Genomic DNA, 18,027 nt, shown 5'->3' on the forward strand with positions numbered 1-18,027 from the left:
GGCCGATCCGCGCGCGCGGATCAGCCCAGGTCCAGGATCACGGCTGCGCGCCGGCAGCATCGGCGGCCACCGGCTTGTGGCGCTCCACGCCCAGGTAGCGCTGCATCAGGTCCTGCACGATCGGGCTCTTGTCGGCCAGGCCTTCGATCGACTTGCCGAGCGAGACCGCCTTGATCAGGTTCTCGAACATGCCGCCGTCGCCGCCGACCAGGTCGATATCGGCATTGCGCAGCGCACTGGCGATGACCTCGGCGTTTTCCTTGGACACTTCCTTGCCGGCTTCGATCGAGGCCAGCGCCTGCTTGAGGCTGTTGTCGAGCATCATGCGGAACTCTTCGTGGCCGCGCGCGGTGTCACTGAGCGCGCCGATCGCCTCGAACTTGCGGGTCAAGCCGTCGGCTTCGGCGAACAGGCGCTTCTCCACCACCGCCGCCTCGGCCATGCCGATCGACTCGGCCGCGCTGGCCTTGGCCTTGCCCATCTGCTCCTCGCCCTGCGCCTTGGCCTGCAGCGTCTCGGCCAACACGCGCGCATCGTTGCTGCCCTGCTTGAGGCTGGCGTCGGCCTTGGCCTCGATCACCCGCGCCTCGGCGATACCCACCTTCTCGATCGCCAGCGCCGAGGCTTCCTTGACCTGCGCGTCGGCCAGGCCGGGCGCGGCCTTTTCGGCGCGCGTGCCGTCGGCGAGCAGCTTCTTGGCTTCGGCCTGCTTGCCCGCGGCCTCGTGCTCGGCCTGGGCCAGGGTGGTGAGTTCGACCGCGCGGTGCTTGGCCGCGGTCTCGCGCGCCTGCGCTTCCTTGACCTGGCGCACCAGCTGTTCCTGCGCCTTGGCCTCGGCTTCCAGGATCGTCACCTGCTTGTGCCGGTCGGCCTCGGCCACTTCGCGCACTTCCTTGATCCGCTCCTCTTCCTGGGCCACGGTCTTGTCGATGGCGATGCGCTCGCGGGTGATGTTGGCCACATCCATCTTGCCGTTCTCGACCACCTTGTCGCGCTCCACGCCCTGCAGCTGCACCTCGCGATCGGTGGTGACCTGCTCCAGCTGGCGCGCGCGTGCCACCCGCTCGACCTCGATGGCGACCGCGCGCTGGCGGTTCTGCTCGGCGACCTCGACCTCGCGCAGGCGGTTCTGCTCGCGGATGTCGATCAACTGCTGCGCCTCGATGCGCGCGTTCTCCGACAGCTGGCGCTGTTCTTCCTGCACCTTCAGCGTCTCGGCCTGCTCGCGCGCGCGGATCGTGTCGACCTCGCGCTTCTGCCGCGCCTCGGCCTCGGCCTGCTGCCGCTCCAGCGCCAGCAGCGCCTCGCGCGCTTCCACGTTCTTCTTGGTGATCGCCAGCTTCTCGTTCTGCTCCAGCTCGTTGGTCACCACGTTCTGGGTGGCGGTCAGCTCGGTGATCTTGCGGATGCCCTCGGCGTCGAGGATGTTGTGCGGATCCAGCAGCGACTTCGGGGTCTGCTCCAGATAGTCGATCGCCACGTCCTCGAGCACGTAGCCGTTGAGGTCGTTGCCGATCACCGCGATGATCTCGTCGCGGAATTCCTGGCGCTTCTCGAACAGTTCGGTGAAGTGGAACTTCTTGCCGACCGTCTTCAGCGCCTCGGAGAACTTGGCGTTGAACAGTTCGTCGACCGCATGCTTGTCCGAGGCGCGGTCGGCGCCGATCGCCTTGGCCACGCGCAGCACGTCGGCCTGGGTCTCGTTGACCCGCAGGTAGAACGCGACGGCGATGTCGGCGCGCATGTTGTCGCGGCAGATCAGGCCTTCCTTGCCGCGGCGATCGACCTGCAGGGTGATCAGGCTGATCCGCATCAGCTCGGCGCGGTACAGCACCGGCACGATCAGCGCGCCGGTGAAATGCACCTTCGGCGTCGAACTCATGTCGTTGACGATCAACGCCACGCCCTGGTCCACCTTGCGGTAGAACGCCTTGAACAGGCCGGCCAGTCCCAGCAGCAGCACCAGCAGGATGCCGACGCCGATCAGAAACGGCGCCATCGTCGCAAAACTCATCGGTGGATCTCCTTATCGCCCGCAATCAGGCTATGGGGTAACGGCGAACCCGGCTGATCCTGCTCGCGGGCCACCAGGTAATGGTTGTGCGCATGCACGTAGTCGACCAGCACGACACGCTCGCCACGCAGGTAGTGGCTGCCGGCCGGCGCGCGCACCTGCAGCACCAGTCCGGCGCCGCCGTCGTCGACAGTGGCGTAGCCGCTGCCGGCATCGGCGCGCGGCGAGGCGATCACCCCGACCTTGCCGAGCAGCGACTGCTGCGCGACCGGACGCAGCTTCAGCAGCAGCCGGCGCAGCGGCCGCAGCATCCACGAGGTCAGCGGCACCGCCGGCACCAGCGCCAACAGCGCGACCACGCTGCCCAGGCCCCAGCGCACCCCGTCCGGCAACGCCTGCAACAGGAACAGATGCGCGAAATAGGTGCCGGTCCAGGCCCAGAACGCCAGCAGGGCCACGACCAGCATCAGCGGCGCGCCGCCCAGGCCGAGCCGCGCGAAGATGCCGGAAATGCCATGCAGGCCGTGCTCGGCGCCGTGCGCGCCGTCCACATGCAGATGCCCGTCGGCGAGGTGGTGGTCGGCCATGCCGGTCGCGGCCAGCAGCCAGTAGATCGCCGAGAATCCCAGCAAAATGCTGTACGGCAACGTGGGAAACCCCAGTGCGACGCTCAAGAACTCGGCCATTCCCTCATCCATCCCTGCGCGAGCGGCGCACACCGCCATCGGGCGCGTACGCTGTCGCTTCATCCTCATCGGCCGGCAGCGCGCATGTCGCGCGGCGCGGCATCGCCGACCGACCCCTGGTCCGGATCATACGATAAAGGCGTGACGGCACCCAGCGCGGCGCGCGGGCGCCCTGGCGGTGGCGCGCCCGGAACGGCCGGCGCGCGCGGCGGCCGACCTTCTTGCCATACCGCCGCGTACGCGGCCTGGACGCCCTAGCGTGGCGGCGCCGCCCGCGCTAGCAGTTGGTGTTCAGTTCGTGGCAATCGGCGCGGCGCACTTCCTCGACGAACTTGCGCATCTTGTGCCCGTCCTTGATGCCCGGCTGGCTCTCGATGCCGCTGGACACGTCCACGCCCCACGGCAAGGTGGCGATGATCGCGTCGAACACGTTGTCGGAGGTGATGCCGCCGGCGAGCAGGAACGGCCGGTGCAGGCCGGTGGGCAGGCGCGTCCAGTCGAAGGTCTTGCCGGAGCCGCCGCTCTCGCCCGGGGCGTGGCTGTCGAACAGGAAGCCGGCCGCGTTCGGGTACTGCAGCTGCAGGGTGCGCGCGTTGATGTCGCTGCCGCCCATCGGCACCGCCTTCAGGTACGGCAGGTTGAAGCCGCGGCAGAAGCCGTCGTCCTCGTCGCCATGGAACTGCAGCAGGGTCGGGCGCACCGTGCGCAGCACTTCGCGCACCTCGTCCTTGGGGTTGTCGCGGAACAGCGCGACCACGTCGACCATCGGCGAGGCGGCCTGGCGCATCGCGCGGGCCTCGGCCGGCGCCACCCGCCGGGGACTGCCGTGGGCGAACACGAATCCCACCGAATCCACCCCAAGTTCGCCCGCCAGGCGGATGTCGCCGGCACGGGTCATGCCGCAGAACTTGATGCGGGTGCGATACAGGGTTCGATTCATAGGGTGACCTCGGCCGGTAGCTTCCAGATATCGGGGTAGAGAGGACCGACGAAGACCAATCCCTGCGGCGGTGCCGTCGGGCCGGCGACGCTGCGGTCGCGCCCGGCAAGCAGTTCGCCGATCCAGGAAACCGGCTTCTCGCCTGTTCCTACCATGATTAAGGAGCCTACGATATTGCGCACCATGTGATGAAGGAATGCATTGGCCTGGACCTGGACCTCGACGACCTCGCCGATCCGGGTCACTGCGATCGCCTGCAGCTCGCGCCGCGCGTGCAGCGCCTGGCACTGGATGCTGCGGAACGCGCTGAAATCCTGCTCGCCCAGCAACGCCTGCGCGGCGGCATGCATCGCCTCGGCCTGCAGCGGCCGCCGCTCCCAGCTCAGCGTCTGCCGGTACAGCGCCGGGCGTACCTGGCGGTTGAGCAGGCGGTAGCGGTAGCGTCGCGCGCGCGCCGAGAAGCGCGCGTGGAAATCATCCGCCGCCGGCACGCACCAACGCACGCACACCGATGGCGGCAAGCGCGCGGTGGCGCCGAGCATCCAGCCGCGCGGCGCGCGCGGCGCATCGCAATCGAAATGCACGACCTGGCATTCGCCGTGCACGCCGGCATCGGTGCGCCCGGCGCAGACCACGCTCACCGGCGTATCGGCCACCGACGACAGCGCCGCCTGCAGCGTCGCCTGCACGCTCGGCCCGCCGGATTCGCCCAGCTGTTGCCAGCCCTGGAACTCGCTGCCGTCGTATTCCACGCCCAGCGCATAACGCATCGCGCCCTACTCCGTCACAACGCGCACTGCGGGCTGCAGCGGCCACGGCGCTGCGCTGCGGCACGCGCGCATCAGCTCAAGCGGGCCAGCAGCTGCTGGGCTTCGGCACGCGCCGCCGGATCGCCGCCGGCCGCCACTTCGCTCAGCAGGGTCCGCGCGGTTTCGTTGTCGCCCAGGTCCATGTAGGCCACGGCCAGTTCCAGGCGCTCGCGGCCGATCGGCGGATACGCGGGCGCCGGTTCGACGCTCGGCTCGGCGGCGGCAGGCAGATCGCCCTGGTGCCAGGTCGGCTCCTGGCGTTCCGCAAGCACCGGCGCGACCGGCGTCGGCGCCAGCACCGGCGGCTGCCGCCATGGTTCGTCGGCATCGAGCGGCGCCTGCGGCGCCGGCGCGATCTCGGCGTCGGGCCGTAGCGCGAACTGCGGATGCTCCGCGGCAGGCACAGCGTCGGCGTCGGCGTGATGCTGCGCCTGCGCGGCCAGCTCGCGCTCGAATGCGTGGTCCTGGTAGGCCCGGTCTTCGTCGGCCGCGTCCTCGGCCACTTCGCGCTCGTGTTCGTCCAGCGGCGGCAGATCCGGTGCGTCCACCTCGCGATGCGCCACCACCGGCACCGCCGCGGCCAGTTCCGCCGCGTCGTAGCCGTGCCGCGGCAGCGGCGGCAACGGCGACGGCTTGCGCCGGCGCGACAGCAGCAGCGCGCCGACGCCCAGCACCAGCAGCGCCAATCCGCCCCACAGCCACAGCGGCCAGCCGCCGGAGGCCGCGGCCGGCGCCGGTTGCGCCTGCGCCTGGGTCTGCCCGGATTGCGCCAGGCGCTTCTGCGCTGCGGCCAGGTCGCTGTCCTTCAGCGCGATCAGTTGCTGCTGCTGGGCCTTGAGCTTTTCCAGCTGTTCGACCCGCGAGCGCAGCTCCTGGACCTCGGCATCGCGTGCCGCGAGATCTTCGCGCGCCTGCTGCAATTGTTGAGTCGCCACCATGTCTCCCTCGTCGCCGGCACCGGTGCCGGACTTGGTTCCTGCGTTGTCGCGCTGCGCCGGCACCGCCGGCGCGATTTCCAGGCGTGCGCCCGACGTCGCCGCGGTCGCGGCGGCGGGCTTGGCGGCGGCCGGCGCAACCGCAGCGGCCTGCTGCGCCTGCGCCGGTTGCGGCACCGGCGCGCGCGCCTGGCGCCATTGCGCGGCCTGTTCGCGGACGATGGCGGTGGCCGCAGCGGCATCGATGCTGGCCAGCTCTTCCTGGCGCGGCGTGCGCAACACCACGCCCTGCTTGAGCAGGTTGACGTTGCCGCGGATGAACGCATCCGGATTGGCGCGCAGCAGCGCGACCATGGTCTGGTCCATCGAATGGCCGCTGCCGCGCGCCAGCTGCCCGGCGATCTGCGACAGGGTCTGCCCGCGCTGCACCGGCGCCAGCGCATCGCCGGGCGCCGCCGTGGGCGCCGGGGCGCTGCGCACCGGCGCGGCGGGTGCGGCCGACACCGCGGGCGGCGGTGTGGGGGCGACCGGCGCCGGAGCCGTTGCCGGCGCCGGCAACGGCTCGCTGCGGACGATGCGGTCGGACGGCGCGGCGGCGGCGGGGGCATCGATCGCCGGTGCGTCGATCGCCGCGGCGGTGTTGGGCGCGTTGAGCAAGGCCGAATATTCGCGGATCAACCGGCCCTGGCCCCAATCGACTTCGATCAGGAAGCTCAGCGACGGCACCTCCACCGGCATCTGGCTGCTGACGCGGATCACCGCGCGGCCCTGGTTGGTCTGCGCGAAGCGGAACTGCAGGTTGCCGACCAGGCCGTCCGGGCGCTCCAGCCCGACCCGGGCGAAGGTCGCCGGCGAGGCCAGCGCGACGCGTGCGTTTTCCAGTTCGCCCGGTTCGTTGGAGATCACCGGGATCTCGGCCAGGAACGGCTGGCCGGGTTTGGACAGGACGCGGATGTCGCCCAGCCCCAGCGCCAGCGCGGCCTGGCTGCAGGCCAGCAACAGCAGCGCGCACGCCGCACGCCAGCCGCGGCTCGGAGCGAACGCAATGGAAATGCCGTCGCCGCCATGGCGGCGGCGGAAGAAGCGTGGTTGTAGGCGCATCACGCCCCTGCCCTTGGTGTCATGGCGTGCAATATAGCCGTTGCCCTTCGCATTGTGGCGTTCGTCTACGCGGCCGTGCGACGGAGCCTGCACAGGTTCGCGCGGCCCTACCCCCTTCTCCCATCGGGAGAAGGTGCCCCGAAGGGGCGGATGAGGGTCCGGGCGAAGCCTCGTGGGATCGAAACAGTGCGAGGGCTTCGCCCCGTACCCTCACCCCCGATCCCTCTCCCGAGGGGCGAGGGGCGTCTTGGCTTCGCTTGTTGTGTTGCACGCTCGGGCAGCCCTCCCTTCTCCCATCGGGAGAAGGTGCCCCGAAGGGGCGGATGAGGGTACGGCGAAGCCTCATGGGATCGAAACAGTGCGAGGGCTTCGCGCCGCACCCTCACCCCCGTCCCTCTCCCGAGGGGAGAGGGGAGATATCGCTCAGCCTTCCTGCGCCACCAGCTCGGCCAGCTGCACCGCATTGAGCGCAGCGCCCTTGCGGATGTTGTCGGAGACGATCCACAGGTTCAGGCCGCGCGGATGCGAGATGTCCTCGCGGATGCGGCCGACGTAGACCGCGTCGTTGCCCGAGGCGTGGGTGACCGGGGTCGGATAGCCGCCGGCCTTGCGCTCGTCGACGACTTCCACGCCCGGCGACGCGGCCAGCAGCGCGCGCGCCTGCTCGGCGCTGACCTTGCGCGTGGTCTCGATCGCGACCGCTTCGGAGTGGCCGTAGAACACCGGCACGCGCACCGCGGTCGGGTTCACCTGGATGTTGTCGTCGCCGAGGATCTTGCGCGTCTCCCAGACCAGCTTCATCTCTTCCTTGGTGAAGCCGTTCTCGAGGAAGTCGTCGATGTGCGGGATCAGGTTGAAGGCGATCTGCACCTGGAACTTCTTCGGCTCGATGTCCTGGAACGCCAGCAACTGCGCGGTCTGCTTGCCCAGTTCCTCCATGCCCGAACGGCCGCCGCCGGACACCGACTGGTAGGTGGCCACGTTGATGCGCTCGATGTTGTATTCGCGGTGCAACGGCGCCAGCGCCACCAGCATCTGCATGGTCGAGCAGTTGGGGTTGGCGATGATGCCGCGCGGGCGCTGCTTCAGCGCCTCCGGGTTCACTTCCGACACCACCAGCGGCACGTCGTCGTCGTAGCGGAACGACGAGGAGTTGTCGATCACCACCGCGCCGGCGGCGGCGAACTTCGGTGCGTATTCCTTGGAAATGCCGCCACCGGCGGAGAACAGCGCGATGTCCACGCCGGTCGGATCGAAGGTGGCCAGGTCGAGCACGGTGACCTTCTGGCCCTTGAACTCGATCTGGCCGCCGGCGGAGCGCTCGGAGGCCAGCGGGTACAGCGTGGCGATGGGGAAGTCGCGCTCGGCGAGGATGGCCAGCATGGTTTCGCCGACAGCGCCGGTGGCGCCGACGACGGCGACGTTGAAACGACGGGATTCGTTGCTCATGGGAGATTGTTCGATCGGGTAGGAGAAAGGGGGAACAGCCGCACTGCCAGCTGGATTCGGGGAACCTCCCGAGCGCGCCGCTCAGGTCGCCGGAGGTTCCCTATCGTTTTTTGCTCGCGATGCTGCCGTCGCCATTGCCGGCGCCAGCGGCGATCGCATCCAGGTTCAACGCATTCGGCGGACGCCCGGCGTCGGCACCGAAGCCCAGCGCGGCCAGCAGGTTGTCCACCGCCAGCGCCACCATCGCGCGGCGGGTCGCGGCGCTGGCGCTGCCGATATGCGGGGTCAGCACCACGTTGCGCAGCGCCAGCAGCTCCGGGCGCACCGCCGGCTCGCCCTCGTACACGTCCAGCCCGGCCGCGGCCAGGCGCCCGTGCGCGAGCGCATCGGCCAGCGCCAGTTCGTCGACCAGGCCGCCGCGGGCGATGTTCACCAGCGTGGCGCCCGGCTTCATCTGCGCCAGCGCGGCGGCATCGAGGATGTGGTGCGACTGCGTCGAATACGGCAGCACCAGCAGCAGGTGATCGGCGCGCGCCAGCAGTGCGTCGAAGCCGACGTACTCGGCGGCGTGCGCACGCTCCACCTCGGCCGGCAGGCGGCTGCGGTTGTGGTACAGCACGCGCATCGAGAAGCCCGCGGCGCGGCGCGCGATGGCCTGGCCGATGCGGCCCATGCCGAGGATGCCCAGGGTGCTGCCGTGCACGTCGGCGCCGAGCATGGTCTGGAACGACCACTGCTGCCACTGCCCCTCGCGCAGCCAGCGCTCGGATTCGGCGATGCGCCGCGCGGCTGCCATCAGCAGCGCGAAACCGAGGTCGGCGGTGGTTTCGGTGAGCACGTCCGGCGTGTTGCTGGCGACGATGCCGGCCGCGCTGAGCGCGTCCAGATCGAGATTGTTGTAGCCGACGCCGACGTTGGCGATGGCGCGCAGCCGCGGCGCGGCAGCGATCTCGGCCGCGCCGATACGCTCGTTGAGGGTCACCAGCGCGCCGTCCAGCGGCGCCAGCGCCGCGGCCAGGTCTTGCTGCGAATACTTGGTCACGTCCGCGGTGGTGGTCAGCGCGCAATGTTCGCCGAGTCGTGCGACGACATCGTCGAACAGCGGTTGGCTGACCCACACCCGTGGCCGCGACTCAGCCATCGCCACCGCCGGGGATGCGCGGGGCGACGCTGCCGACGTCGCCGCACTGCGCGCGATGGCGCAGCGCCTGGTCCATCAGCACCAGCGCCATCATCGCCTCGGCGATCGGGGTGGCGCGGATGCCGACGCAGGGGTCGTGGCGGCCGGTGGTGATGACATCCACCGCCTGCCCGTCCACGTCCACCGTGGCGCCGGGCAGGCGCAGGCTGGAGGTGGGCTTGAACGCCAGCGAGGCGACGATCGGCTGGCCGGTGGCGATGCCGCCGAGCACGCCGCCGGCATGGTTGGACTGGAAGCCGTCCGGCGCGATCAGGTCGCGGTGCTCGGTGCCCTTCTGCGCCACCACGGCGAAGCCGTCGCCGATCTCCACGCCCTTGACCGCATTGATGCTCATCAGCGCCGCGGCCAGTTCGCCGTCCAGCTTGCCGTAGATCGGCTCGCCCCAGCCCGGCGGCACGCCGTCGGCGACCACGGTGACCTTGGCGCCGATCGAATCGCCGGACTTGCGCAGCGCGTCCATGTAACGTTCCAGCTCCGGCACCTGCGCCGCATGCGGCCAGAAGAACGCGTTGTCCTCCACCGCATCCCAGGCGAAGCCCTGCGGCACGACCGGCCCGAGCTGCGACAGGTAGCCGCGCACGCGCACGCCGTAACGCTGCGCCAGCCACTTCTTGGCGACGACGCCGGCGGCCACGCGCATCGTGGTCTCGCGCGCCGAGGAGCGGCCGCCGCCGCGCGGATCGCGGATGCCGTACTTCTGCCAGTAGCTGTAGTCGGCATGGCCCGGACGGAACTGGCGGGCGATGTCGGTGTAGTCCTTGCTGCGCTGGTCGGTGTTGCGGATCAGCAGGCCGATCGGGGTGCCGGTGGTGCGGCCCTCGTAGACCCCGGACAGGATCTCCACTTCGTCGGCCTCGCGCCGCGCCGAGGTGTGGCGGCTCTTGCCGGTGGCGCGGCGCTGCAGGTCGTGGGCGAACTCGGCCGCGTCCAGCTCCAGTCCCGGCGGGCAGCCGTCGATCACGCAGCCGATCGCCGGCCCGTGCGATTCGCCGAAGGTGGTGACGGTCAGCAGGGTGCCGAAGCTGTTCGCGCTCATGGCCGCCGGCTCACCGGCTCGCGGCCAGGTCGGCGATGCGCGCGTGGTGCGCGACCAGTTCGCTGGCTTCCACCGCGAAGATGCCCATCTGCCCGACCTTGAACTCGACCCAGGCGAAATCGACCTCCGGCAGCAGCTGCACCAGCGCGCGCTCGGATTCGCCGACTTCGCAGATCAGCAGGCCGTCCTCGCTCAGGTGCGCCGGCGCGTCGCGCAGGATCTTCAGCGCCAGGTCCAGGCCGTCGTCGCCGGCGCGCAGGCCCAGTTCCGGCTCGTGCGCGTATTCGGGCGGCAGCGCGTCGGTCTCGGCATGGGTGACGTAGGGCGGATTGGTGACGATCAGTTCGTAGCGGCGCCCGCCCAGCCCGGCGAACAGGTCGGACTTGACCAGCTCGACGTTGTCGGCCAGCAGCCGCGCCTTGTTCTCCGCGGCCAGGGCCAGCGCGTCGTCGCTGATGTCGACCGCGTCCACCTGCCAGTTCGGGTTGTAGTGGCCCATCGCGATGGCGATGCAGCCCGAGCCGGTGCACAGGTCGAGCGCGCGGTTGACCTCGCGCCCGGCCAGCCACGGCTCGAAGCCGGCCTCGATCAGCTCGGCGATCGGCGAGCGCGGCACCAGCGCGCGCGCGTCGCTCTTGAAGCTGAGCCCGGCGAACCAGGCCTCGCCGGTCAGGTAGGCGGCGGGGATGCGCTCGGCGATGCGGCGCTCGAACAGCGCCAGCACCTGCGCCTTTTCCGGCGTGGTGACGCGCGCGCCGCCGTAGGCCGGGCCCAGGTCGTGCGGCAGGTGCAGGGCGTGCAGCACCAGTTGCGTGGCTTCGTCCAGGGCGTTGTCGTAGCTGTGGCCGAAGCTCAGTTCGGCGGCATTGAAACGGCTGGTGCCGTAGCGGATCAGGTCGATGATCGTGTGGAGTTCGGCGGCCGCGTCGGCAGTCATGGCAACAGGCAAGGCAATTCGGCCCCCGATTATAGAGGCCCGGCCGCTATCATGAGCGTTCGTTGCAAGGGAAATCAGTATGTTCAACCGCAACTTCGGCATCGTCCTGGTGGTCGCCCTGGCCGCCGGCCTGGGCCTGCTGCTGGCCCAGAAGTACTTCGGCGGCAGCGCTTCGGCGTGGCCCGAGACCCGCAGCGTGCGCCTGTACCCGCAGCCGCGCGCCCTGCCCGACTTCCACCTGCGCCAGTCCGACGGCACGCCGCTGGTGCCCGGCGAGCTGAAAGGCCACTGGACGCTGGTGTTCCTGGGCTTCACCGCCTGCCCGGACGTGTGCCCGACCACCCTGGCCGACCTGGCCCGCGCGCAGAAGCAGTGGGAATCGATCCCCGACACGCTGCGCCCGCGGGTGCTGTTCGTCTCGGTCGATCCGGAGCGCGACACCCCGGCGCGGCTGGGCGCCTACGCGCACGGCTTCCACAAGGACACCCTGGCCGCCACCGCCGACGTGCCGGAGCTGGAACGCTTCGCCACCGCGCTGGGCTTCGTGTTCCAGAAGGTGCCCGGCAAGCATTTCCAGGAAAACCCCAACGACTACAGCATGGACCACTCCGCCGCGATCGCCGTGCTCGACCCGCAGGGCCGCCAGGCCGGACTGATCCGCCCGCCGTTCGAGCCGGCGGCGATCGCCGCCGACCTGCAGGCGCTGACCAAGGCGACCGCGCCATGAGCCTGCTGACCACGCTGACCTACGTGCTGCCGCACCGGCTGCTGTCCTCGCTGGCGCGGCGCCTGGCGTATTCGTCGCGGCCGGGGCTGAAGCAATGGCTGATCGACACCGTGGTGCGCCGCTTCGGGGTGAACCTGGCCGAGGCCGCCGAACCCGATCCGCGCGCCTACCCGACCTTCAATGCGTTCTTCACCCGCGCGCTGAAGCCCGGCGCGCGCGTCGCCGATCCCGACCAGCAGGCGCTGCTGATGCCGGCCGACGGCCGCATCAGCCAGCTCGGCCCGATCCAGGACGGGCGCATCTTCCAGGCCAAGGGCCAGGCGTTCACCGCCGCCGAACTGCTCGGCGACGCCGCCGCCGCGGCGCCGTTCGCCAACGGCCTGTACGCCACCGTGTACCTGTCGCCGCGCGACTACCACCGCGTGCACATGCCCTGGACCGGCACCCTGCGCGAGACCGTGCACGTGCCGGGACGCCTGTTCAGCGTCGGCCCGGACGCGGTGCGCGACGTGCCGCGGCTGTTCGCGCGCAACGAGCGGCTGGTCTGCCATTTCGACACCGAGTTCGGCCCGATGGCCTCGGTGATGGTCGGCGCGCTGCTGGTCAGCGGGGTGGAGACGGTGTGGAGCGGCGTGGAGATCCCGCGCTACGGCGACCGCATCACCCGCAAGGACTGGCGCGGCAAGGGCATCGTGCTGGAGCGGTTCGCGGAGATGGCGCGCTTCAACTACGGCTCCACCGTCATCGTGCTGCTGCCGCCCGGCATGGCACAACTCGATCCGACGCTGGCGGCGGAAACGCCGGTGCGGCTCGGCCAGGCCCTGGCACGGCGGTTGGATCGCTGACGCGCGGCGGCGCGCCAACCTGCCGGGCGCACCGCATCCACTGCGGCGCGGCCTGCTACTACGGCTCCACCGTCATAGTGCTGCTGCCGCCCGGCGTGGCGCAGCTTGATCCGACGCTGGCGGCGGAAACGCCGGTGCGGCTCGGCCAGGCCCTGGCAGGGCGGCTGGATCGCTGACGCGCGGCGGCGCGCCAACCTGCCGGGCGCACCGCATCCACTGCGGTGCGGCGCGCTACAACTACGGCTCAACGGTGATCGTGCCTGCGGCCAGCCATGGCGACGCTCGATCCGGCGCTGGCAGCGGAAGCGCCGGTCCGGCTCGGTTGAACGCTGGGCACACAGGCGCTGCCTGCAACGCCGCGCGGGTATCGGGGCGGCGACAGCGCGCCCTGGCGACCTTGCATTCCCGGTGCTGCCGTACCCTCACCCTACCCCTCTCCCGACGGGAGAGGGACATCCTGGCTGCGCGTTTGATGTGAGGCGCGGCTGGACCATCACCGCGCGTTGCGCCCCCCTTCTCCCATCGGGAGAAGGTGCCCGAAGGGCGGATGAGGGTACGGCGCCGCAGCCAGGCGGGCGACGCTCCTGATAGCAGGGGTGGAAAACCTCTCCCGAGCAATTGATTGCGCCCCCACCCTCATCCGGCGCTGCGCGCCACCTTCCCCCGAAAAGGGGGTCTTGGTCCCGGTGGGAGAACGAAGGCCTACTTGTCGCAGCCGGTCATCTTCAGCGATTGCCCCGGCTTCAATGCATAGCCCGGCGCGCGCAGGCCATTGGCCTTGGCCAGCTGCTTGAGATCGCAGCTGTAGCGGTCGGCGATGCGGCCCAGCGTGTCGCCCTTGGCCACGCGGTAGCTGCGCACCTGCTTGGGCTTGGGCTTGACCGGCGCCGGGCGCCCGGTGGCGATGGTGGTGGGCACGCCGGCCACCGGCGTCACGTCGCCCACCGCCACGTTGCCGGTGGGATCGGCGACCACGGGCGTGTTGCTGCGGATCGCGGCGTTGACGTCGGCGGTGATCAGCGCGCGCGCCAGGTCGGCACGCGGACCGCTGACGCAGTAGCGGTTGTACAGGCCGACGATCTTGGTGGTGGCGTTGATGGTGACTCCGGCCGGGATCCAGCCATCGGGTTCGTAGCGCGGGTTAAGGTTGCGTAGCGCGCGCATGTAGCCGTCGCGGGTACCGTCGCTGCCCAGGCAGATGGTCAGCTCGTAGATCGTGGTGGACTTGGCCAGGCGCAGCGTCGCCGGCTGCGCGTTGATCTTCGGGAACGCCACCCCGTACTGCTGCGGGTGCAGGAAGATCCACGCCGCGGCGATCACCATCGGCACGTAGTCCTTGGTCTCGGCCGGGAACTGGTTGTACACCGAGGCGTCCCAGAAGCTGCGCCCCTGCATCTGGTTGTACACGCGCGCGGCGCGGCCCTCGCCGCCGTTGTAGCCGGCCAGCGACAGTTCGATGCTGCGGTTGAGCTCGGCCATGCGCTCGTTGATGTACACCGCGCTGGCCTCGGCGGCGCTGCGCGCGTCGTAGCGGGTGTCGAAGCCGGTGCCGTCCGGGCCCAGCCCGAAGCGGCGCCCGGTGGCCGGCATGAACTGCATCAGCCCGGCGGCGCCGACCCGCGAATTGGCGTGCACGCGGCCGTTGGATTCCTTGGCGATGATGCCGAACAGCAGCGCCTCCGGCAGCCCGCGCTTTTCCCATTCCGGCCACATGATCGCGCGCAGGTTCTGGTAGTTCTCGTAGCTGTTCATCAGCGACGGGCGCATGTCGGTGAGCCAGCGGCGGATGCCGGCCTGCACCGCCGGGTTGTATTCGACCATCGCGTCGAAGGCATGGCGCTGGTCGTTGAGCAGGCTCGCCGCGCGCGCCGCTTCCGGCACGTTGGCGGCCAGCGGACTGATGTGGTCGGGATCGGCCTGCAGCGGCACCGCGTCGTCGTCGCTCGCATCGGCATCGGTCGCCGCGCCCTGCGCGTCGGCCTTGGCCTTGAGCAGGCGCTTGTACGCGCCCAGGTAGGTGCCGACCTGGCAGCCGCGCTGCTTGATGCAGGCATCGACCACGTCCTCGATGTCCTCCAGCGCCGCGTCGCTTTCCTGGGTGCCCTTGGGGTCGCTGTTGCCGACCAGCACCATCGCGTCGTTGTAGCGCTTCTCGGCCGCCGCCAGGCGCTGGTCGAGGACGGCGATGGCGGCCTTGTCGCGCGCGGAGACGCGTTCGGCGTGGGCAGAAGGCGCGGCGCAAGCCAGCGCCAAGGCAGCCACGGCGGGCCATCCATGGGTGATACGGAACGAAAGGGGCATGATGGGACGCGACGACGGAAAGGCCGCAGGGTAGCCGCCGCTGTCACATCGCGGCAAGGTCGGGCATGCGCCGGCACCGCGCCGGCGGGGCATTCGTTCATCGCCCAGGCCAGGCGAAGCGCGGCCCCGGCGCCCTCGCGGCGAGCGGGCGCCGGCGCGAACGCCTAGAATCCGCCCACCTCACCGCGGAGCTGTTCATGGACCCGATCCTGCTGGGCAAAGGCCTGACCGACGACATCGCGGTGCTGCTGCAGCCGCGCCTGGGCAATCGCCACGGCCTGGTCGCCGGGGCCACCGGCACCGGCAAGACCGTGACCCTGATGACCCTGGCCGAGGGCTTCTCGCGGATCGGCGTGCCGGTGTTCATGGCCGACGTGAAGGGCGACGTGGCCGGGCTGGCGGTGGCCGGCGACGGCAGCGAGAAAGTGCTGCAGCGCGCCAGGGACATCGGCGTGGCCGACTACGCGCCGGCCGCCAACCCGGTGGTGTTCTGGGACCTGTACGGCCAGCTCGGGCACCCGGTGCGCACCACCGTCAGCGAGATGGGGCCGACCCTGCTGGCGCGGATCCTGGAACTCAACGACACCCAGGCCGGCGTGCTCGACATCGTGTTCAAGCTGGCCGACGACCGCGGCCTGCTGCTGCTCGACCTGGACGACCTGCGCGCGCTGCTGGCGCTGGTGGTGGAGCAGCGCAAGGACATCTCCACCGAGTACGGCCTGGTCAGCGCGCCGTCGGTGGCGGCGATCCAGCGCGCGCTGCTGCGCCTGGCGCAGGACGGCGGCGAAGGCTTCTTCGGCGAGCCGGCGCTGGACCTGGCCGAGCTGATGCGGGTCGGCAGCGACGGCCGCGGCGTGATCGGCATCCTCGCCGCCGCGCAACTGGTGCTCAAGCCGCGCCTGTACTCGACCTTCCTGCTGTGGCTGCTGTCGGAACTGTTCGAGCGGCTGCCGGAGGTGGGCGACCTGGACAAGCCCAAGCTGGTGTTCGTGTTCGACGAGGCGCACCTGCTGTTCGACGACGCACCGCCGGCGCTGGTGCAGCGCATCGAGCAGGTGGTGCGACTGATCCGCTCCAAGGGCGTAGGCGTGTACTTCTGCTCGCAGTTCCCCGACGACGTGCCGGACAACATCCTCGGCCAGCTCGGCAACCGCGTGCAGCACGCGCTGCGCGCCTACACCCCGCGCGACCAGAAGGCGGTGCGCACCGCCGCCGAGACCTTCGTCGCCAACCCCAAGCTGGACGTGGCCAAGGCCATTTCCCAGCTCGGCACCGGCGAAGCCCTGGTCTCCACGCTGCAGGACAAGGGCGTGCCGTCGCCGGTGCAGCAGACCCTGATCGCGCCGCCGCGCTGCCGGATGGGTGCGATCTCCGACGCCGAGCGCGCGCAGGTGCGCGCCGGCAGCGTGGTCGGCAACCGCTACGACAGCCCGGTCAACCGCGACTCGGCGGCGGAAATGCTGGCGCGCCGGGTCGAGCAGGTGGCCGAGAAGACCGCGGCACCGGCGGCGCGCACGCGCGAGCAGGACGACGCCCAGGACAGCGGCTTCGGCCAGGCGGTCAAGGACGCGGTGTTCGGCACCAAGCGCCGCCAGGGCATGCTCGAGACGATGGCCAAGCAGACCTCGCGCACCGTAGGCAACCGCATCGGCCAGCAGATCGTGCGCGGCATCTTCGGCAGCATCTTCGGCGGCAAGCGCTGAGCGCAGCCGACAACCACAAGGAGTTCCACCATGGACAAGGAAGCGATGAGCGCCCTGCTGCTCGGCCTGGCGGCGGCCACAGCCGCAATGGCCGCCGATGCCGCGCAACCGGCGTCGGGCGACGACTGGCCGCCGCAACGGCAGCAACTGCTGGCCGGCCGCTACGTCGGCAAACTCCAGGGATATACGCGGGATTGCGAGACCGTTCGCGCCGATCTCAGGCTTGAGGTGGGAGCGGCGAGCGAGACGGCCCATCGCTATACGCTGACGACCACCTGCATCGCCGGCGCCGCACGGCACGCCGCGCCCAGGACCATCACCGGCGTGTGGGGAATCGACCAGATGGCCAGCAGTTGCCTGACGCTCGGCTTCGAGGACCCCGACGATCCGCAGGTGGGCCCCAACATCTACGGGTTCCGTGTCGAAGAGGCCCAGACGCGCGGCCGCCGCGCCGCGGCCGCCGACTACGATCTGGCCCAGGACGGCTTCAACTGCCATAGCGGCATGCCGCCGGAGCATGCCGACAAGCGCCTGCGGCGCGTGCGCTGACCCGATCGGTGCAGCGCGCCCAAAACCAGGGCCACGCGGCGCGGGTCACGCTACGGCGCAGGTGCGTGTACAGCGCGCGCCGACAGGCACGGCAGGCCACGTTCGATCCAGGCGATGCCACACGCAGAGACAAACCGACAGCATTGCGCTATGCCAGCAATCCCTTCAGCTTGGCGTACTGCAACAGCATGATCGTCTTGCCGTCGGCGATCTCGCCCGTCTCGATCATCGCCAACGCAGCGTCGAGCGGCAGTTCCAGCACCTCGATCTCTTCGCCCTCGGCCGCGACCCCGCCGCCCGCGCCGACCTTGTCGCGATCGAAATACTCGCCCACGAAGAAATACAGTTTTTCGGTGACCGAGCCCGGACTCATGAACGCCTCGAATACCTTGCGCACGTTCTCGATCCGGTAGCCGGTTTCCTCTTCGGTCTCCTTGCGGATGCAGGTCTGCGCATCGTGCTGGTCGAGCAGCCCGGCGCAGGCTTCGATCAGCATGCCGTCGGGATTGCCGTTGAGCAGCGTCGGCAACCGGAACTGCCGGGTCAGCATCACCGTCTGCCTGGCGCGGCTGTAGAGCAGGATGGTGGCGCCGTTGCCGCGGTCGTAGGCCTCGCGCGACAGCGTCTGCCAGCTGCCGTCGCTGCGCTGGAAATCGAAGGTGACCTTGCGCAGCACGTACCAGTTGTCGGACAGCACCTCGACCTTTTCGATACGCACACGCGGATTGCCTGTGGCGGATGGGTTCAAACGACACTCCATGCGATGAGCTGGCAGTGCCGGCGCCCGCAGCGGA

15 protein-coding genes and 1 pseudogene are annotated in these 18,027 nt (G+C 70.3%); 5 read left to right on the top strand and 11 right to left on the bottom strand.

The features are described from left to right. Window positions 1–37 precede the first annotated feature (37 nt). The 9 genes from H9658_RS06130 to prmB all read right to left on the bottom strand — a co-directional run bounded on the left by H9658_RS06130 (window position 38) and on the right by prmB (window position 11,108). Window positions 38–2,014, bottom strand: coding sequence for a flotillin family protein (locus H9658_RS06130; protein ID WP_191824720.1), 1,977 nt, complete (start codon window positions 2,012–2,014; stop codon window positions 38–40). Next, window positions 2,011–2,700, bottom strand: a complete 690-nt coding sequence (locus H9658_RS06135) for an OB-fold-containig protein (protein WP_191824721.1) — start codon at window positions 2,698–2,700, stop codon at window positions 2,011–2,013. Before H9658_RS06135 ends, H9658_RS06130 begins: the two co-directional genes overlap by 4 nt. Before the next feature lie 277 nt (window positions 2,701–2,977). Further along, entirely contained in the window at window positions 2,978–3,640 is a 663-nt protein-coding gene (locus H9658_RS06140) for a phosphoribosylanthranilate isomerase (protein WP_179563833.1), read from the bottom strand. Beyond that, window positions 3,637–4,410: a tRNA pseudouridine(38-40) synthase TruA gene (truA, locus tag H9658_RS06145; RefSeq protein ID WP_191824722.1), complete on the bottom strand. Its 774-nt coding sequence runs from the start codon at window positions 4,408–4,410 to the stop codon at window positions 3,637–3,639. The genes H9658_RS06140 and truA overlap by 4 nt, the downstream gene beginning before the upstream one ends. Before the next feature lie 71 nt (window positions 4,411–4,481). Beyond that, window positions 4,482–6,485, bottom strand: a complete 2,004-nt coding sequence (locus H9658_RS06150) for a FimV/HubP family polar landmark protein (protein ID WP_191824723.1) — start codon at window positions 6,483–6,485, stop codon at window positions 4,482–4,484. Window positions 6,486–6,908: 423 nt separating this feature from the next. Continuing rightward, a complete protein-coding gene (locus H9658_RS06155; protein ID WP_179563830.1) occupies window positions 6,909–7,934 on the bottom strand; it encodes an aspartate-semialdehyde dehydrogenase in 1,026 nt (341 codons plus the stop codon). A 100-nt stretch (window positions 7,935–8,034) separates the two neighbouring features. Then, window positions 8,035–9,075, bottom strand: a complete 1,041-nt coding sequence (locus H9658_RS06160; RefSeq protein WP_191824724.1) for a 2-hydroxyacid dehydrogenase — start codon at window positions 9,073–9,075, stop codon at window positions 8,035–8,037. Beyond that, the gene (gene aroC, locus H9658_RS06165; RefSeq protein ID WP_191824725.1) at window positions 9,068–10,171 is read right to left on the bottom strand and encodes a chorismate synthase; all 1,104 of its coding nucleotides are present in this window, start codon (window positions 10,169–10,171) and stop codon (window positions 9,068–9,070) included. Before aroC ends, H9658_RS06160 begins: the two co-directional genes overlap by 8 nt. 10 nt (window positions 10,172–10,181) lie before the next feature. Further along, window positions 10,182–11,108: a 50S ribosomal protein L3 N(5)-glutamine methyltransferase gene (gene prmB / locus H9658_RS06170; RefSeq protein ID WP_179563827.1), complete on the bottom strand. Its 927-nt coding sequence runs from the start codon at window positions 11,106–11,108 to the stop codon at window positions 10,182–10,184. Window positions 11,109–11,187: 79 nt separating this feature from the next. Here prmB and H9658_RS06175 point away from each other — a divergent pair, with 79 nt between their 5' ends. From H9658_RS06175 to H9658_RS06185, 3 genes and pseudogenes are all read left to right on the top strand, one after another. Beyond that, the gene (locus H9658_RS06175) at window positions 11,188–11,835 is read left to right on the top strand and encodes an SCO family protein (protein WP_191824726.1); all 648 of its coding nucleotides are present in this window, start codon (window positions 11,188–11,190) and stop codon (window positions 11,833–11,835) included. Further along, window positions 11,832–12,680 (top strand): archaetidylserine decarboxylase, encoded by an 849-nt coding sequence (gene asd / locus H9658_RS06180; RefSeq protein ID WP_191824727.1) that lies wholly within the window; start codon window positions 11,832–11,834, stop codon window positions 12,678–12,680. Before H9658_RS06175 ends, asd begins: the two co-directional genes overlap by 4 nt. A 59-nt stretch (window positions 12,681–12,739) precedes the next feature. Beyond that, window positions 12,740–12,856: pseudogene (locus H9658_RS06185) on the top strand (archaetidylserine decarboxylase); the annotation flags it as partial. Window positions 12,857–13,382: 526 nt separating this feature from the next. Here H9658_RS06185 and H9658_RS06190 read toward each other — a convergent pair. Continuing rightward, window positions 13,383–14,981 carry a transglycosylase SLT domain-containing protein gene (locus H9658_RS06190; protein WP_191824728.1) on the bottom strand — a complete coding sequence of 533 codons (1,599 nt, stop codon included), beginning with the start codon at window positions 14,979–14,981 and terminating at the stop codon, window positions 13,383–13,385. A 197-nt stretch (window positions 14,982–15,178) separates the two neighbouring features. On the opposite strand from H9658_RS06190, the gene H9658_RS06195 reads away from it, so the two are divergent. After that, a complete protein-coding gene (locus H9658_RS06195) occupies window positions 15,179–16,684 on the top strand; it encodes a helicase HerA-like domain-containing protein (RefSeq protein ID WP_191824729.1) in 1,506 nt (501 codons plus the stop codon). A 30-nt stretch (window positions 16,685–16,714) separates the two neighbouring features. Beyond that, window positions 16,715–17,233: a hypothetical protein gene (locus H9658_RS06200; protein ID WP_191824730.1), complete on the top strand. Its 519-nt coding sequence runs from the start codon at window positions 16,715–16,717 to the stop codon at window positions 17,231–17,233. Window positions 17,234–17,381: 148 nt separating this feature from the next. On the opposite strand, the gene nudK is transcribed toward H9658_RS06200, so the two are convergent. Next, window positions 17,382–17,981 carry a GDP-mannose pyrophosphatase NudK gene (gene nudK, locus H9658_RS06205; protein ID WP_191824731.1) on the bottom strand — a complete coding sequence of 200 codons (600 nt, stop codon included), beginning with the start codon at window positions 17,979–17,981 and terminating at the stop codon, window positions 17,382–17,384. Window positions 17,982–18,027 lie beyond the last annotated feature (46 nt).

Origin of the sequence: Xanthomonas bonasiae (assembly GCF_014836395.1) — a bacterium.
Classification (GTDB): domain Bacteria; phylum Pseudomonadota; class Gammaproteobacteria; order Xanthomonadales; family Xanthomonadaceae; genus Xanthomonas_A; species Xanthomonas_A bonasiae.

Bases quoted from the DNA above. Each gene is read 5' to 3' on its own strand.
- H9658_RS06130 (WP_191824720.1), bottom strand. From the start codon at position 2,014: ATGAGTTTTGCGACGATGGCGCCGTTTCTGATCGGCGTCGGCATCCTG.
- H9658_RS06135 (WP_191824721.1), bottom strand. From the start codon at position 2,700: ATGGCCGAGTTCTTGAGCGTCGCACTGGGGTTTCCCACGTTGCCGTAC.
- H9658_RS06140 (WP_179563833.1), bottom strand. From the start codon at position 3,640: ATGAATCGAACCCTGTATCGCACCCGCATCAAGTTCTGCGGCATGACC.
- truA (WP_191824722.1), bottom strand. From the start codon at position 4,410: ATGCGTTATGCGCTGGGCGTGGAATACGACGGCAGCGAGTTCCAGGGC.
- H9658_RS06150 (WP_191824723.1), bottom strand. From the start codon at position 6,485: ATGCGCCTACAACCACGCTTCTTCCGCCGCCGCCATGGCGGCGACGGC.
- H9658_RS06155 (WP_179563830.1), bottom strand. From the start codon at position 7,934: ATGAGCAACGAATCCCGTCGTTTCAACGTCGCCGTCGTCGGCGCCACC.
- H9658_RS06160 (WP_191824724.1), bottom strand. From the start codon at position 9,075: ATGGCTGAGTCGCGGCCACGGGTGTGGGTCAGCCAACCGCTGTTCGAC.
- aroC (WP_191824725.1), bottom strand. From the start codon at position 10,171: ATGAGCGCGAACAGCTTCGGCACCCTGCTGACCGTCACCACCTTCGGC.
- prmB (WP_179563827.1), bottom strand. From the start codon at position 11,108: ATGACTGCCGACGCGGCCGCCGAACTCCACACGATCATCGACCTGATC.
- H9658_RS06175 (WP_191824726.1), top strand. From the start codon at position 11,188: ATGTTCAACCGCAACTTCGGCATCGTCCTGGTGGTCGCCCTGGCCGCC.
- asd (WP_191824727.1), top strand. From the start codon at position 11,832: ATGAGCCTGCTGACCACGCTGACCTACGTGCTGCCGCACCGGCTGCTG.
- H9658_RS06190 (WP_191824728.1), bottom strand. From the start codon at position 14,981: ATGCCCCTTTCGTTCCGTATCACCCATGGATGGCCCGCCGTGGCTGCC.
- H9658_RS06195 (WP_191824729.1), top strand. From the start codon at position 15,179: ATGGACCCGATCCTGCTGGGCAAAGGCCTGACCGACGACATCGCGGTG.
- H9658_RS06200 (WP_191824730.1), top strand. From the start codon at position 16,715: ATGGACAAGGAAGCGATGAGCGCCCTGCTGCTCGGCCTGGCGGCGGCC.